This is a genomic window from Micromonospora sp. NBC_01392, assembly GCF_045040125.1.
Taxonomy (GTDB): Bacteria; Actinomycetota; Actinomycetes; order Mycobacteriales; family Micromonosporaceae; genus Micromonospora.
In genome coordinates, this window is record NZ_CP109549.1 from 5,736,484 (window position 1) to 5,752,311 (window position 15,828).

Below are 15,828 nucleotides of genomic sequence, written 5' to 3' on the forward strand. Positions count from 1 at the left end.
GGTCCCCCGGCCGGCGAGGGGCCGGAGGCAGGATCGGTGCGGACGGGTGGCGCTCAGGCGCCGGGGAGCACCTCGGGGGCGTCGTCGGCGAACCAGGGCTCCGGCGCGCCGAAGAGACCGAGCAGGCCGGTCACCCAGAGCTGCCGGTGCACGAACCGGCTCGGCTCGGTGACCACGAGCTTGACGCCGCTGACCTCGCAGGTCTGGAAGCCGGCGACCATGGCGCTGATGCCGACCGAGTCGATGAACGTGACGAGCCGCATGTTCAGCTCGATCCGAACGGGACGCGCCTTGGCCAGCACCTCGGCGATCGCCTCCCGCACCTCGTACGCGGTGTCGACGTCGATCTCCCCACGGGGCGCGATCTGGACGACACCACCCGGACGCACCGATTTCACGATCGACAGGCTCACGCGAGCACCTCCACTCGCCCCAACGGGCGCCTCATCAGTACGCGGGCCGCGACCGAGAGTATTCCTCCAACGGCCCCGGTCGCCACCCCCCGGGATGAGCAATTCGCGGACTGGGCACACCTGGGCGAGCCCAAACCGCACCTCCGGGTTCCGATTTCCCCTTCGACGCGGACCAGTGACCGGCCGAACGACCGGACCGGGTCGGCCGATCCGCCGACCCAGGGTAGCGGGCCCGCACATCCCACCGGGACACCCGGCCCCCGGCGCGTACGGGTGATTCCGCCCACCCCGTCCGTTTCCCCGCCGCTCGACTGACGGAGCGGGCGGGGTTTGGCGCGGGAGCGGGCGGGGCACTGCCCTCGGAAGTGAACCGTGACGCGCCGGATGACCACCGGAGTCCGACGTGGCCGCCGGGCTTCGGCACCCGAGGAGGTAGAACGATGATCGGATCCAGCCTGTTGGACCGCCGCAGCAAGCCCGAGCGGGTCGCGGACCAGGCCTGGCAGCACCTGCTCGACGCGGTCGGCACCGCCGGTGACAGCGTGCGGGACGCCACCCGCGTCGCGCGCCGCAGCTCCTCCGGCCTGGCCGACGAGGCCACCGACCTGGTCGGCTCCGCCGCCGACGAGGCGCGCCGCCGGGCCGGCCTCGCCTTCGAGGCGCTCGCCGGCCGCCGGCCCGCGCTGCCGTGGACGCTGCTGATCGCGGCGGCCCTGGCCGGCGCGGCGATCGGCTGGGCCGCCGGCACCGCCGCCCGCGCCGCCGGCAGCCGGGAGCGTGCCGGCGACGAGATCGAGTTCGTCGACGTCGACCGTCCCAACTCCCCCGCCGGCCTGGACAGCTGACCGCACCCGCACACGACGAACGGTGGCCGCCCCCCGATGAGGGGGACGGCCACCGTTGCGTCAGCGGGCTCCGGTGATCATGAGGTTGACGGGCGGAAGAGCGCTTTCCAGTCCGGCCAACCTCATGGTCATCTCGTGGTGCCGCCCGCGGAACCGGTCAGCGCGCGGCGCAGGAGACGGTCGGTGTCCGGTTGCCGTTGGGGGCGGTGCCGGTGAAGCCGACTGTGGTCGTCGCGCCGACGCCGAGGGTGCCGTTCCAGCCGGCGTCGGTCACCGTGACCGCCGAGCCGGTCTGCGTGTACGTCCCGCTCCAGAGCTGGGCGATCCGCTGACCGTCCGGATAGGTCCAGGTCAGCGTCCAGCCGGCGATCGGCGTGGTGCCGGAGTTGCGCACCGTCACCTCGCCCTGGAAGCCGCCGGGCCAGGAGTTCGTCACCGCGTAGGTGGCGGCGCAGCCGCGCCCGGTCGGCGTCGGGGTCGGTGACGTCGGCGTCGGTGACGGGCCCGTCGGCGTCGGGGTCGGACCGGTCGGCGTCGGCGACGGGCTCGTCGGGGTGGGCGACGGGCCGGTCGGGGTGGGGCTCGCCGACGTCGGCGTGGGCGTGGGCGTGCCGCCGAGGCGGTCCGCGACCAGGATGCCCCGGCCGTTGGTGCCCAGGTAGACCCGGCCCCAGACGCGCGGGTCGCCGGTGAGCGCCTCGCCCGCGTTGCCGTACTGGTGCTGGTCGTCGTTGATCCGGACCCAGGTCGCGCCCGCGTCGTCGGAACGGTGGACCCCGTGCGTGCCGGCCACCGTGCCGACGGTGAACAACGCCGGGTACGTCTTCCCGGGCGCCGCCTTGCCGAAGCCGACGTTCACCGCCGTGGACACGCCGGTCAGCTTCGTGAAGCTCGCGCCGGAGTTGGTGGAGTGCCAGAGGCCACCCTCGCCGGCCAGCCAGATGTCGCCCTCGACGCCTGGTAGCGCCTTGAACTTGACGCCGGTGGTGGGCAGGCCGGTCGCCGCGGTGGCGGTGAACGCCGCCCCGCCGTTGGTGCTGACGTAGAACTTCCCGGCGCTGACACCGTAGAACTTGTTCGGGTTGACCCGGTCGGACTCGACGACGGCGTTGGCCGGGATGCCGGTGGCGGCGGTCCAGGAGTTGCCGAAGCCGACCGAACGGACCACCTGCTGGCCGGCGTCGCCGGGCGACCAGACGAACTGGCTGCCGTCGGCGGACGCGGCCACCGTGCCGCCGTTGTTGATCCCGCCGGGCTCGGTGCCCTGGAACCAGTTCGCGCCGCCGTCGGTGGAGAACGCCACGTGGCTGTCGTTGGGGCGGTCGGCGTCGGTGAAGTTACCGGCCCGGACCATGACCGCCGGCTTGGTCTCCGCGTAGTCGAGGCTGGTGGTGCTGGTGAAGCCCGGCTGGGTGAACATCATCGGCGGCACCGCCGCGAGGTCGGTGTGACGGAAGCCGCCGATGTCGCCGAGAGCGCTGATCAGCGGCGCGCCCGACGGCGGGCTGACCAGGTCGAGCACGGCGGTCTCCTCCAGCCCCTTCACCATCGGCGTGATGGTGAACGTGCCGCCGGTGTCCCACTTCGTCAGGCCGGTGGTGCCGTAGATCGTCGCGCCGGTGCCGTACATCATCCGGTCACTGTCGAACGGGTCGATCTCCAACGACTCGTTCATCCAGCCCAGTTTCGGGGACTCCTCCGGCGGCGCCGGGTTGGTGCCGAACGTCAGCCACGGCACCGAGCTGACGTCCATCGTGTACTTCTTGCTCCGGTTCGGATAGCTGGTGAACTCCCAGATCCGGGTCCAGGTCGCGCCGCCGTCGGTGCTGCGCCAGAAGATCGCGTCCGGCCACCAGGAGACCTGGGTGGCGACCATCAGCGTGTTCGGGTGCTGACGGTCGATGGTCAGCCCGGAGTAGCCGAAGTACGCGTCGCCGCTCGACGACGGCACCGGGCTGATCTGCGTCCACGCGCCGGTGGCCCGGTTGAACTTCCACACGTCGCCCTTGCCGCCGTCGTACGGGCCGCCGGTGTCGCTGGTGGCGAGGTAGAGGAAGCCGCCGACCGGGTCGACCACGCCCTTGTGCGCGAGGTAGCCGGTAGGCTGGCCGGGGATCCGTTCCCAGGTCGCGCCGGCGTCGGTGCTGCGGTAGACCGGGTTCTGCTTGTCCGCCACGCCGACGTAGATGGTCTTCGTGGCGGTGCCGGCCGTGCCGGTGCCCTTGTCGAAGCTGACCCAGGTGAGGCCCTGGTTCTGGCTCTGGTAGCCGCTGCTGTCGTTCGGGTCGGCCCGGTAGTTGCCCACGTTCGGGAAGTTGGCGACCTTGGCCCAGGTCGCGCCGTAGTCGGTGCTGCGCCACAGGCCGTTGCCGCCCTCGGCGCCGTAGTAGAGCACGCTGTTGCGGTTCGGGTCGACCGCCAGCCGCTCCCCCATGCCCCGGCCGGGCATGTTGCCGCCGTTCTTGAACGGCAGCTCGGTGGCCTGCCAGGTGGCGCCCTTGTCGGTCGAGCGCAGGATCGCCCCGTGGTTCGGGTCCCAGTCGTTGGTGTACATGCCGACCGCCGCGTACACCCGGTTGGTCTGCACCGGGTCGGTGGCGAGGCTGACCACCCCGTTCCAGCCCCACCGGTCCGCGCCGACCCAGTCCAGCAGCGGCGTCCACGACCGGGTGGCCTGCTCCCAGCGGTACGCGCCACCGATGTCGGTCCGCGCGTAGATCAGGTTCTTCTCGGTCGGGTTGAAGACGATGCCGGGGACGAAGCCACCGCCGTCGATCCGGACGTTCTTCCAGGTGTACGGCTCGGCGGCTGCGGCGGCGGCCGGGGGTACGCCGGTGGCGACGAGCGGCACGACGACGGTCGCCACGGTGGCGGCCAGCGCGACGGCCGCCAGGCCGGCGAGTTTTCTGCGCATGGGGCGGATCCTCTCGGTTGCCCTTGGGGGCGGGGAACGGGAGCAGGGGGTGGCGCTTCGAGGAGGGGAGCTGCCCGGGCTCCCCGTCGGCGTACTGGCTCCCGCAGCCGAGGGACCCTCAGCGTACGCCGATCAACCGCGCCATGGAAGCGCTCCCATATCACCCGTTCCGGGTGGGGTCGGATCACCCGGTCGCGCGCAGGATCGCAGGGTGCGGGGACCGCCCCGCGCGTCGACCACCCACCGGAAGGAGAACCGGATGACCACCGGGACGATGACGCGTACCGACCGGGAGATCCGGTCCGCGGTACGCGACGAACTGGCCCGGGCGGGCCTCGACGGGATCGGGGTGACCGTCGACGGCGGCGTGGTGACGCTGACCGGCGCGGTGGACGACCCCGCCGCGCGGTGGACCGCCGAACGGGCCACGCACCGGGTCGCCCGGGTCCGCGCGGTCGCCGACGACCTCGCCGTCCCGACCGTCCCCGCCGGCGCCGGCCGGGACGACGCGGGGCTCGCGCTCGCGGCCGTCCGGGCGTTGGAGTGGGACGCGTTCCTGCCGGTCGGGGCGCTGCGGGTGACCGTCGCCGACGGCTGGGTCACGCTGCACGGCGAGGTCGAGTGGGAGTACCAGCGGCGGGCCGCCGAGCGGTCGGTCACCCGGCTCACCGGCGTACGCGGACTGAGCAACGGGATCACGGTGCGGCCGTGAACCGAACCACCCGGCCCGGGTGAGCCCGGCTCACCCGGACGCCCGGCAGGGTGGACGGTATGAGTGATCCGAACGGGCTGATCACGCCCGGGCAGACCGCGCCCGGGTTCACGCTGCCGGCGTCGCCCGACGCGCGGGAGGTGGGCCCCGGGCAGTTCCGTGGCCGGCCGGTCGTGCTGGCCTTCTACCCGGCCGACTGGACGCCGGTGTGCGGTGACCAGATGGCGCTCTACCAGGCGGCGCTGCCCGAGCTGGAACGGTACGACGCGGTGCTGCTGGGCATCTCGGTGGACAGCGTCGACTCGCACCGGGCGTTCGCGCAGAGCCGGGGCATCCGGTTCCCGCTGCTCGCCGACTTCGAACCGAAGGGCGAGGTGTCCCGCCGCTACGGCGCGTACGCCCCGCGCGGGCAGTCGGACCGGGCGCTCGTGGTGATCGATCCGGACGGCCGGGTGGCCTGGAGCCACCTCTCCCCGCCCGAGGTGAACCCGGGCGTGGACGGCATCCTCGACGCCCTGGAGCAGCTCGGCACCGATCGGCGGGTGAGCGCGCGATGACCACCCCGTTGCAGGTCACCACCGCCCGGCTGCGGGTCCCGGTCAGCGACCGGGACCACGTCCGCGGGCCGGCCGACGCCCCGGTCACCGTCGTCGAGTACGGCGACTTCCAGTGCCGGTTCTGCGGCGCCGCCTACCCGAACCTGGCCGAGGTGCTGCGCCAACGGGCCGACGTGGTGCGGTTGGTGTACCGCCACTTCCCCATCACCAACGTCCACCCGTACGCGGAGAACGCGGCGGAGACCGCCGAGGCGGCCGGCGCGCGGGGCCGGTTCTGGGAGATGCACGACTGGCTCTACGAGCACCAGGACCAGCTCGACCCGGTGCACCTGTCGCTCGGCGTCGAACAGATCGGGCTGCCGCCGGACGAACTCGGCGCGGAGGTGGGCCGGCAGGCCCACGCCGACCGGGTCCGGCAGGACTTCGTGGGCGGTATCCGCAGCGGCGTCAACGGCACGCCGACGCTCTTCGTCAACGACATCCGCCACGACGGCGGCTACGACCTGGCCGAGCTGCTGGCCGTGGTGGACGCCGTCGCGCCCACCTGACCGGCCCCGCCCGCGACCGGTCAGATCAACCGCAGCTCGCGCGCCCGCCGCACCGCCTCCCGCCGGCGGGTCGCGTCGAGCTTGCGGTAGACGTTGCGCACGTGCGTCTTCACCGTGTTGACCGAGAGCGACAGCTCGGCGGCGATCTCCACGTTGGTCAGGATGCTCTGGAGATACCGCAGGATGGTCAGCTCCCGTTCGGTGAGCGGCTCGTCCAACGCCCGCGCCGGCCCGTCCGGTGCCCCGTCGGCCCCGGACGCGTCCACGCCCCGGACCAGGTCGCTGACGGTCGCCCAGTACGCGGTGCCGGAGTCCAGGTGGGCGGCGAGCAGGTCGCGTACCCCCGGCTCGGCCCGGGTGAACACGCGCCGGCAGCCGTCCGGCTCGGCCAACGCCAGCGTCTCCTCCAGCAGCCGCCCGGCCCGCCGATCGTCGCCGGCCGCCCCGGCCAGCGCCGCGTCCAGCAGCCCCGCGCCCAGCCGGACCGGCAGCGGCCAGCCCTCCGCGCCCGGCCCGGTCCAGTCCGGCAGCGCCCGCTCGGCCGCCCGGGCGTCGCCGGCCCGCAGCCACAGCCGGGCCGAGACCAGCGCGAGCGCCGGATCGGTGGAGTCGTCGCCGGTCGCGTCCAGCAGCGCGCGGGCCCCGCCCGGGTCGCCCACCGCGGCGCGGAGCTGGGCCTCGCCGGCGGTGAGCCACGCGCCCAGCTCGGGCCCCGGCGCGACCGACCGGGCCGCGGCGAGCGTGTGCAACGCGGCGGCCGGCTCCCCGCCGTCGGCCAGCAGCCCGGCCCGGCAGAGCGCCGCCAGCGTCGCCCCGCCCGGCTCCGCGCCGGCCGGACCGGCGAGCGCGAGCTGCGCCGCCGCCTCCGCCGGCCGGTCCCGGTGCCAGGCCACCAACGCCAACGCCAGGTACGCGTAGCCGCAGTCCAGCCGCGACGACCAGCCCTGGCAGGGCGGCATCGACAGGGTCGCCCGGGCGCGCTCCTCGGCGGTACGCAGCGCGCCCCGGGCCGCTTCCAGCAGCGCCGACCGGCTGGCGCAGAGCAGCTCGACGCGGGGCCGGCCGGCCCGACGCGCCGCGACGAGCGCCGCGGAGAACCGCCCGCCCGCCTCCCGCAGGTCCCCCTCGGCGAGCGCGACCAGCCCGTGCGCGGCCCCGGCCACCGCCCGCACGTCGTCGATGTCGAGGGCACGGGCACCGGGAGCCGCCCCGACGTCGGCGAGGTCCGGGCCGGCGGGGCCGTCGTGCGGGGCGGTGGCGAGCAGGCGATCGGCGGCGCGGCGTACCTCCGCGTGGTCCCCGGCGAGCCGGGCCAGGCTCAGCTCGACCGCGGTGGCCAGCCGGCGGAACCGGTCGCGGCGCGGTGCCGGCAGGTCCGTCGCGTGCCCGACCGCGCGCCGCAGCAGCGCGTCGGCGGCGGCCGGATCCCCGGCGTACGCCCGTTCGGCCGCCGCGGCCAACGCCAGCTCCGGGTCCCGGCGTACCGCCTCGGCCGGGGGCTCGGGCGGCGCCGGCGGAACGGGCCGGGCCGGCTCGTCCGGGGCCAGTTCCGGCCAGCGGGTGACCAGCAGCTCGGTGGCGTCCACCCACTCGCCGGCCGCCAGCGCGTGCCGCAGCGCCTCGGCCGGCCGGTCGTGCGCGGCGAACCAGCCGGCCGCCCGCCGGTGCAGTTCGCCCAGCTCGCCGACGGGCAGCCGGGCCAGCTCGTCGCGGAGCAGATCGGCCAGCAGCGGGTGCGGTCGGTACCAGGGCGGACTGCCCCCGTCCTGCTGGACGAAGCCGCCCTCCCGGGCCGCCTCGGCCAGCAGGCGTCCGGCGTCGGCCCGCCCGGTCACCGCGGCGGCCAGGTCGGCGCGGACCGCGACCGCCACCGCGCTCCGGCGCAGCACGTCACACGCCGCCGGGTCCAGCGGCGCGAGCACCTCGTCCCGCAGGTACGCGGCGATGTCCGGCTGATCGCCGGCGACGTGCGCCACGGCCCGCGCCGGGTCGGCGCCCAACGCCAGGGTGGCCAGGCGCAGCCCGGCCGGCCAACCGGCGGTCCGCTCGGCGAGCTTGGGCACCGCCTCGGCCGGCACCGGCACGCCGTACGCGACCAGCAGGTCGGCCACCTCGTCGGCGGTGAACGCCAGCTCGTCCGGTCCGAGCACGGTCAGTTCACCGGCCAACCGCCACCGGTGCAGGGCCAGCGGCGGTTCACGGCGCGCGCCGGCCACCAGCCGGAGCCGCCCGTCGCCGTGCCGGAGCAGGAACTCCAGCCCGGCCAACGCCTGCGCGTCGGTCACCCGGTGCAGGTCGTCCAGGACCAGCAGCACCGGGTGCTCGCGGGCGGCCAGTGCGGCGGCGAGCGCTTCGAGCTGCGCCGGCCGGGGCGGGTCCACCGGGACCGGCGGGTCCGCCCCCGGGTCACCGGCGACGGCGGTGCGCAACGCCGCGGCCAGGTACGCCCACAGCCGCTCGGTGGTGTCGCCCTCCGCCACGGAGACCCAGACCGGCGCCGGACCCGCCCGTTCCGCCCGCGCCCAACCGGACAGCAGCGTCGTCTTGCCCCACCCGGCCGGCGCGAGAAGCAAGGTGACCGGTCCCGCCGCGCCCCGCTCCAGCCGGTCCAGCAGCCGGGGACGCCGCAGCAGCGGCTCGGGCGGCGCGGGCGGCGCCAGCCGCGACGCCAGCAACGGCGGGCCACCGGCCACGGTCGGCGCGGCGGCGAAGCGGACCCGGTCGACCTGCTCCGGCATACGTCCCTCCCCCGTCGGTGCGGGGGGCGGTTACCCGGACCGCGCCGGTTCACCCCTTCCGGGCGAACCCGCGTCACCCGGGTCGCCGCCACGCTGGGGACACGCGGACGGCCGGCCGCGCACCGCCGGCCGCCCGGGTGACCGCGACCTCGGGGAGGGCCTGTGACCCGGACCGGACGGCTGGCCGACGGCGTACGCGACCTGGCGGCCGGCGCACTGGCACTCGTCCACCGACGGCGGGCCGCGACCGGGGCCCGGCCCGGGCGCTGGCAGGTGGTGACCGTGACCGGACGGCCCGAACAGGTGCTCCCGGGCGGGCGGTGGCCCGAGCCGCTGCGCCGGCTCGACGGCGCGGTGGAGGTCTGGGCCCGCCCGGCGCCCGGCGGGCGCGGCACCGAACTGGCGGTCCGCCCGCTGGGCGGGACACCGGCGCTGGCCGGGTTCGCCGCGCACCTGGTCGGCGACGACCCCGGCCGGTACCTGCGGCAGGTGCTCCGGCAGACCCGGCAGCTCCTGGAGACCGGGGAGGTGCTGCGGGCGGACCGCTCGCCGCTGGACCGCCCGGCGGCGCGGCGGCCCCGCCGACCCGGATCGGAGGCGACCGGGTGAGGGCCCTGTGCTGGGAGGGCACGGACGCGCTCGCCGTGCGCCAGGTCCCCGACCCGGAGCTGCGCAACGCCCAGGACATGATCGTCCGGGTGCGGCGCAGCGCCACCTACGGCGGTGACCTGCCGCTGCTGGCCGGCCGGGTGCCCGAGGCGGCCACCGGCGAGGTGCTCGGGCACGAGTTCGTCGGCGAGGTGGTCGAGGTCGGTCCGGAGGTACGCCGGCACCGGGTCGCGGACCGGGTGGTGGTCGGCGCGGCGATCGCCTGCGGGGCCTGCTGGTTCTGCCGGCAGGGGCTGCTGGCCTGCTGCGACAACGGGACCAGCGACGTGGCCACCGAGCCGGAGTGGGGGGCGCCGCCCGCCGGGTGCTACGGCCGGCCGGCCCGCCTCGGTGGTTTCGCCGGCGGCCACGCCGAGTTCGTCCGGGTGCCCTACGCCGACGTGGGCGCGTTCGCCGTACCGGACGGGGTCGACGACGACCGGGCGGTCTTCGCCGCGGACGCCGCGCCGGCCGGCTGGCACGGCGTCGAGCTGGCCGGTGTCGCCCCCGGGGACGTGGTGGCGGTCTGGGGCGCGGGCGCGGTGGGACAGCTCACCGCGGCGGCGGCCGTGGCCCGCGGCGCGGCCCGGGTGATCGTGGTGGACGAGCACGCCGACCGGCTGCGGATGGCCGCCCGGCACACCGGCGCCGAGCCACTCGACCACCGGTCCGTCGACGTCATCGCCGAGCTGCGGGAACGCAGCGGCGGCCGGGGGCCGGACGTGTGCGTCGACGCGGCCGGCCCGCCGACCGGTCCGACCCGCTGGCCGGCCGGCGGACCGGACGCCGGGGTGGCGCTGCGCGAGGCGGTGCACGCCTGCCGCAAGGGCGGCACGGTGGTGGTGCTCGCCGGCGGGGCGACGTTCGTGGACCGGTTCCCGCTCGGCGCGGTCACCGAGAAGGGGCTGGCGGTACGCGGCGGCGCCCGGGTCGGCCCGGACGCCATCCCGGCGCTGCTGGACCGGATGGCCCGGGACGAGTTGGTCACCGAACACCTCGCCACCCACCGGCTGCCGCTGGACCGGGCCGCCGAGGGGTACGCGTTGTTCCGGGACCGGGCGGACGGCTGCGTCCGGGCGGTCTTCACGCCGTGAGTCCGGCCGGCGGGTGGCACACTCGGCGGATGCCCGAAGACCGCGCGTACGACCTCGTCCTGTTCGGCGCCACCGGCTTCACCGGCGGCCTCACCGCCGAGTACCTGGCCCGGCACGCGCCGGACCGGCTGCGCTGGGCGCTCGCCGGCCGCAACCCGGCCAAGCTGGCGGCCGTCCGCGACCGGCTGGCCGCCATCGACAGCGGCCTGGCCGAACTGCCCCTGCTCACCGCCGACGTCACCGACGCGGCGTCGCTGCGTGCCGTGGCGGACAGCGCCCGGGTGGTCGCCTCCACCGTCGGCCCGTACGTGCACCACGGCGAGCCGCTGGTGGCCGCGTGTGCCGCCGCCGGCACCGACTACCTGGACATCACCGGGGAGCCGGAGTTCGTCGACCTGATGTACGTGCGGCACCACGCCGAGGCGGTGCGCACCGGGGCACGCCTGGTGCACGCGTGCGGCTTCGACTCGATCCCGCACGACCTCGGCGTCTGGTACACCGTCAAGCAGCTCCCCACGGACGGGCCGATCACGGTGGACGGCTACGTGCGCGCCGGCGGCCGGTTCTCCGCCGGGACGTACCACTCGGCGCTGACCGCGTTCTCCCGTACCGGCGAGACGAGCCGGGCGGCGAAGGCCCGGCGGGCGGTCGAGCCCCGGCCGGACGGGCGGCGGGTGCGGGCGGTGCCCGGCCGGGTCGGGCGGGTCCGCGAGTTCGGCCAGTGGGCGGTGCCGCTGCCCACCATCGACCCGCAGATCGTCCGGCGGTCGGCGGCGGCCCGCCCCGAGTACGGCCCGGACTTCCGGTACCGGCACTTCGCCGCGCTGAAGCGGCTGCCCACCGTGCTGGTCGCCGGCGTGGGCCTGGCCGGCGTGGTCGGGCTGGTGAAGGTGCCGCCGACCCGGCGCTGGCTGCTCGGCCGGCTCGCCTCCGGTCAGGGGCCGAGCGCCGCGCAGCGGGCGAAGTCCTGGTTCCGGGTGCGGTTCGTGGGCGCCGGTGGCGGCCGGCGGGTGGTGACCGAGGTGGCCGGCGGCGACCCCGGCTACGACGAGACCGCCAAGATGCTCGCCGAGTCGGCGCTCTGCCTGGCCTTCGACGAGCTGCCGGACACCGCCGGCCAGCTCACCCCGGTCGCCGCGATGGGCGACGCGCTGCTGGACCGCCTGATCCGCGCCGGCATCACATTCCGCACGCTGAAGGCGTAAGGCCGGGCCCCCTGTTAACGCTTTCGGTAGAGGCGGGGCCCCCTCTTAACAACCCGGGGCGTTGACCCTCGACCTGGTGCAGGGCACAGGATGGCGGCCGTGGAGAGCAAGCTTCGCAGCATCGGTGAGCTGGCCCGGGCCAGCGGGTTGACGGTCAGCGCGTTGCGGTTCTACGACCGCACCGGCGTGCTGACGCCGGCCCGGGTGGACCCGGTGACCGGCTACCGCTGGTACGCCGACGACCAGGTCGGCCCGGCCCGCCTGGTCGCCGGCCTGCGCCGGGTGGGCATGCCGCTGGCCGGCATCGCCGAGGCGCTGCGGCACCGGCGTCACCCGACCGAGGTGCACCGCCTGCTGGACGCGCACCTGCGCCGGCTGGAGGACGGCCTCGCCGACGCGCGCCGCGAACTCTCCCGGATCCGTAGCCTGATCGACCCGGAGGAGACCACCGTGACCACCCGACTCGTGCTGTCCCGCACCGACCTCGCCGCTGCCGTGGACGCCGTACGCTTCGCCGTCGGCGCCGACCCGGACCTGCCGGTCCTGTCCGGCGTGCTGCTGGAGGTCGAGGCGGCCGGCGTACACCTGGTCGCCACCGACCGGCACCGGCTGGCGGTGGCCCGGGTCGACGCCACCGTCGACGGCCCGCCGGTGCGCGCGCTGGTGCCGGTGGCGGCGGTCGACGAGCTGCGCGCGCTGCTCGACGGCGACGGGGTGAGCGCGGAGGTGGTCGTCGCCGCGGACCGGGTCACGGTCGCGGTGGCCGGGCGCACGCTGGCCACCGCCCCGCTGCCGTACGACTTCCCGGACCACCGCCGGCTGCTGGGCGCGCGGCTCGGGGTCGCGCCCGCGTACCGGATCCCGGTGGACGGCGCGGCGCTGCGCGCGGCGCTCACCGCCGACGACGTGCGGGTGTGCCACCAGACGCACGACGGTGTCGCGCACCCGGTGGTCGCGCTCGGCCTGGACCAGGGGGGCGAGCTGCGGCTGGTCGACCCGGCCGCCGTCGGGGACCCGGACGGTGGGTTGCGGGTCGGGTTGAACCGGGAGTACCTGCTCGACGCGCTGGACGCCGGCGGCAGCCAGCTCGTGCTGGAGCTGGACGGCCCGATCACCCCGCTGGCGGTGCGCCGGGCGGACGACGCGCACGCGTTCTCGGTCCTCATGCCGGTGCGCCTCTGACCGCTTCGTCGCGCACGGCGGGCCGGTCCGGGCGGGAGAGCCCGGGCCGGGCCAGCGAGGCCGCGACGGTAGCATCTGTGGGTTCCACCTGACGGCCCGGACGAAAGGCGTACGAGCAGCATGCTCGACATGGAGTTGATCCGGAAGGATCGCGAGGCGGTGGCGACCGCGCTGGCGAAGCGTCTGGATCCCGCCGAGGTCACCCGGGCGCTGGACGACATCCAGCGACTCGACCAGGAGCGGCGCGCCCTGATCACGGAGATCGATGCCGAGCGGCAGCGCCGCAAGGCCGAGGCGCGCGCGTACGCGGAGGCGAAGCGTTCCGGCGCCACGCCGCAGCCCGCCGCGCCGGAGGCCGAGCGCAAGCAGCTCGCGGAGCTGGAGTCCCAGCTCGACGACGTGCAGTCCCGGCTGCGCTCGGCGATGAGCGAGCTGCCCAACCTGCCCGCCGACGACGTGGTCGCCGGTGGCAAGGAGGCCAACCGGGTGGTGCGGACGTTCGGCGAGGCGCCGGCCATCGAGCAGGTGCGCGACCACGTGGAGCTGAGCCGCGCGCTGGGTCTGGTCGACCACGAGCGGGGCGTGAAACTGGGCGGCTCCGGCTTCTGGATGTACACCGGCGTGGGCGCCCGGTTGGAGTGGGCGCTTGTCAACTGGCTGATCGAGCGCAACATCGAAGCCGGCTACGAGTTCCTGCTGCCGCCGCACCTGCTGCTGGACACCGCCGGCTTCGCGTCCGGGCAGTTCCCGAAGTTCTACGACGACGTCTACCGCATGGACAAGCAGTCCGCCCCGCGTGGCCAGTTCCTGCTGCCCACCGCGGAGACGGCGATCCTCGGCGCCTACCAGGACGAGATCCTGGAGACGCCGAAGCTGCCGCTGAAGGCGTTCGCCTACACGCCGTGCTACCGGCGCGAGGCGGCCGGCTCGCACTCCGACGAGCGCGGCACGGTGCGCGGCCACCAGTTCAACAAGGTGGAGATCTTCCAGTTCACGCTGCCGGAGCAGGCCGACGCCGCGCTCCAGGCGATGGTGGGTCACGTCGAGGGGCTGGTCGGGCAGCTCGGCCTGCACTTCCAGACCAGCCTGCTCGCCGCCGGCGACGCCAGCGCCTCGATGAAGAAGACGCTCGACATCGAGGTGTGGATGCCGAGCACCGGGAAGTACAAGGAGGTGTCGTCGGTCTCCTGGGCCGGCGACTACCAGGCCCGCCGCGCGGCCATCCGCTACCGGGAGCCGGGCGGCAAGCAGACCCGCTTCGTGCACACGCTCAACGGGTCGGCGCTTGCCACCAGCCGGCTGTTCCCGGCCATCCTGGAGCAGTGCCAGCAGCCCGACGGCTCGGTGGTGGTCCCCGAGGTGCTGCGCGACAAGCTCGGCACCGACCGCCTCACCCCGACCCGCTGACCGCCTCCCGCGCCGCGGCGTCGCTGCTCGCTGCGGCCACGCCGCTCGCGGGGGCCACGCCGCTCGCGCTGCTCGCGGGGGCCTCGCTGTCAAGCGGGGCCCCCGCCTCTACCGGAGGCGTTAACAGGGGGCCCCGCCTTACCAGCAACCCGAGCGCGAGCAGGGTGAGGGAGAGGGCGGCCAGGGGGGCGGGGCCGGCGGTGTTCAGTGTGCTCACCAGGGTCTGCTGGAGCCGGGCGGCGGCGGTCACCACCGGGTCGCCGAACGCGTCGTGGCGGCCCAGGGCCAGCCGCACCTCGTACCAGCCGTACCAGGCGACGTAGCCGCCGGCGACCAGCAGCACCAGGCCGCTCAGCCGGGACACCCACGCGCCGGCGCCGCGCAGCCCGGCCACCACCCGCCCGCGCAGCAGCGCCACGGCGAGCGCGGCCACGCCGACCACCAACGCCATTCCGAGCGCGTACGCGCCGAAGAGCGCCAGCCCGCGCAGCGGCGAGCCGGCCCGCAGGCTGGTCACCACGATCGCCAGGAACGGCGCGATCGCGCAGGTCAGCGACGTGAGCGCGTACGCCGCGCCGAACAGCGCCATGGACGGCCAGGTGCGGATGAGCCGGGGCGCGGTGCGCCACGGGCGGGGCGTGGGCAGCCGCCGGCCGGCGAGCAGCCACAGGCCGGCCAGCGCCAGCAGCACGCCGAGCGTCACGGTCAGCCAGGGCAGCCGGGGGCGCAGCCAGTCCGCCGCCGGTGCCACGGCCAGCCCGAACGCGCCGAAGACGGCCGCGTACCCGAGCGTCAGCCCGGCCGTCGCGGTGAGCGCGCGGCCGACCGCGCCGCGCCCGTCGCCGGGGCCGGCCACCAGCACCGACAGGTACGCGGGCAGCATCGCGAAGCCGCACGGGTTGACCGCGCCGAGCATGCCGGCGGTCAGCGCGAGCAGCAGCGCGCCGGTCATCCCCGGGCCAGCGTCTCGACCTGCCGGGTCAGCGCCTCGCCGTCGAGGAAGCCCTGGTGGACCACCGTGCCGTTCCGGTCGACGATGACGAACGTGCTCTGCTCGGTCACCTTGAACCGGCGCCACAGCGTGCCGGCGCGGTCGTCGAGCTGCGGCGTGCCGGCCAGGTCGAACTCGGTGACGAAGTCCGTCATGGCCCGTTGCTGGCCGAGGCCGGCGACGCCGACGATCGGCACGGTGTCCCGGTAGGTCGGGGCGATCTCGGCGACCGTCCATGCCTGGCTGGCGCAGGTCGCGCACCAGGGGGCCCAGAACCACAGCACGACCGGCCGCCCGGCGAGGGCGGCGGCGGAGAATGTCGTACCGTCGAGCGTCTTCGCGGTGAACGCCAGCGTCTGCGGCACCCGGGCCGGCGGCGTCGACGGCGCACCGGCGGACGGGGTCGGGGCGGACGCGGTCGGGGCGGCGGCGGACCCGGCGGGCGCCGCGCCGGCCGGCGTGGCCCGCTCGGGGCCGACCGCGCAGGCGGCCGTGCCGGCGAGCGTGGCGGCCAGCACGGCGGCGACGCCGAGACGGCGGGCGGTACGGGGTGGCATCGGCGCCTCCTGGGCGG

At 75.8% G+C, this 15,828-nt stretch carries 13 protein-coding genes and 1 pseudogene; 9 read left to right on the plus strand and 5 right to left on the minus strand.

Annotated elements, in window-relative coordinates; translation table 11 throughout:
• Positions 1–53 precede the first annotated feature (53 nt).
• Positions 54–413: an STAS domain-containing protein gene (locus OG767_RS24685; RefSeq protein ID WP_396755514.1), complete on the minus strand. Its 360-nt coding sequence runs from the start codon at positions 411–413 to the stop codon at positions 54–56.
• A gap of 440 nt (positions 414–853) precedes the next feature.
• Between OG767_RS24685 and OG767_RS24690 the strand changes: the two genes are divergently transcribed.
• Positions 854–1,258 (plus strand): hypothetical protein, encoded by a 405-nt coding sequence (locus tag OG767_RS24690; protein ID WP_405090714.1) that lies wholly within the window; start codon positions 854–856, stop codon positions 1,256–1,258.
• Positions 1,259–1,415: 157 nt separating this feature from the next.
• On the opposite strand, the gene OG767_RS24695 is transcribed toward OG767_RS24690, so the two are convergent.
• Positions 1,416–4,172, minus strand: a complete 2,757-nt coding sequence (locus tag OG767_RS24695; RefSeq protein ID WP_405090715.1) for a cellulose binding domain-containing protein — start codon at positions 4,170–4,172, stop codon at positions 1,416–1,418.
• 259 nt (positions 4,173–4,431) lie between these two features.
• Between OG767_RS24695 and OG767_RS24700 the strand changes: the two are divergent.
• The 3 genes and pseudogenes from OG767_RS24700 to OG767_RS24710 form a co-directional block, all read left to right on the plus strand.
• Positions 4,432–4,881, plus strand: a pseudogene (locus OG767_RS24700) (BON domain-containing protein); the annotation flags it as partial.
• Between the two features lie 62 nt (positions 4,882–4,943).
• Complete coding sequence (locus OG767_RS24705) at positions 4,944–5,441, plus strand: redoxin domain-containing protein (protein WP_405090716.1); 498 nt, start codon at positions 4,944–4,946, stop codon at positions 5,439–5,441.
• Positions 5,438–5,989, plus strand: coding sequence for a DsbA family protein (locus tag OG767_RS24710; protein ID WP_405090717.1), 552 nt, complete (start codon positions 5,438–5,440; stop codon positions 5,987–5,989). Before OG767_RS24705 ends, OG767_RS24710 begins: the two co-directional genes overlap by 4 nt.
• Before the next feature lie 20 nt (positions 5,990–6,009).
• Here OG767_RS24710 and OG767_RS24715 read toward each other — a convergent pair whose 3' ends face one another.
• The gene (locus OG767_RS24715; RefSeq protein WP_405090718.1) at positions 6,010–8,727 is read right to left on the minus strand and encodes a LuxR C-terminal-related transcriptional regulator; all 2,718 of its coding nucleotides are present in this window, start codon (positions 8,725–8,727) and stop codon (positions 6,010–6,012) included.
• 162 nt (positions 8,728–8,889) lie between these two features.
• On the opposite strand from OG767_RS24715, the gene OG767_RS24720 reads away from it, so the two are divergent.
• From OG767_RS24720 to serS, 5 genes are all read left to right on the plus strand, one after another.
• Positions 8,890–9,336, plus strand: coding sequence for a hypothetical protein (locus tag OG767_RS24720; protein WP_405090719.1), 447 nt, complete (start codon positions 8,890–8,892; stop codon positions 9,334–9,336).
• On the plus strand, positions 9,333–10,469 hold the full coding sequence (locus OG767_RS24725; RefSeq protein ID WP_405090720.1) for a zinc-binding dehydrogenase: 1,137 nt from the start codon (positions 9,333–9,335) through the stop codon (positions 10,467–10,469). The genes OG767_RS24720 and OG767_RS24725 overlap by 4 nt, the downstream gene beginning before the upstream one ends.
• 29 nt (positions 10,470–10,498) lie before the next feature.
• Positions 10,499–11,674 carry a saccharopine dehydrogenase family protein gene (locus OG767_RS24730; RefSeq protein WP_405090721.1) on the plus strand — a complete coding sequence of 392 codons (1,176 nt, stop codon included), beginning with the start codon at positions 10,499–10,501 and terminating at the stop codon, positions 11,672–11,674.
• 90 nt (positions 11,675–11,764) lie between these two features.
• Positions 11,765–12,856, plus strand: coding sequence for a MerR family transcriptional regulator (locus tag OG767_RS24735; protein ID WP_405090722.1), 1,092 nt, complete (start codon positions 11,765–11,767; stop codon positions 12,854–12,856).
• Positions 12,857–12,976: 120 nt separating this feature from the next.
• Entirely contained in the window at positions 12,977–14,263 is a 1,287-nt protein-coding gene (gene serS, locus OG767_RS24740) for a serine--tRNA ligase (RefSeq protein ID WP_405090723.1), read from the plus strand.
• Here serS and OG767_RS24745 read toward each other — a convergent pair.
• Positions 14,247–15,215 carry a cytochrome c biogenesis CcdA family protein gene (locus tag OG767_RS24745; protein WP_405090724.1) on the minus strand — a complete coding sequence of 323 codons (969 nt, stop codon included), beginning with the start codon at positions 15,213–15,215 and terminating at the stop codon, positions 14,247–14,249. The two genes, serS and OG767_RS24745, sit on opposite strands and share 17 nt — an antisense overlap.
• On the minus strand, positions 15,212–15,811 hold the full coding sequence (locus tag OG767_RS24750) for a TlpA family protein disulfide reductase (protein WP_405090725.1): 600 nt from the start codon (positions 15,809–15,811) through the stop codon (positions 15,212–15,214). Before OG767_RS24750 ends, OG767_RS24745 begins: the two co-directional genes overlap by 4 nt.
• Positions 15,812–15,828 lie beyond the last annotated feature (17 nt).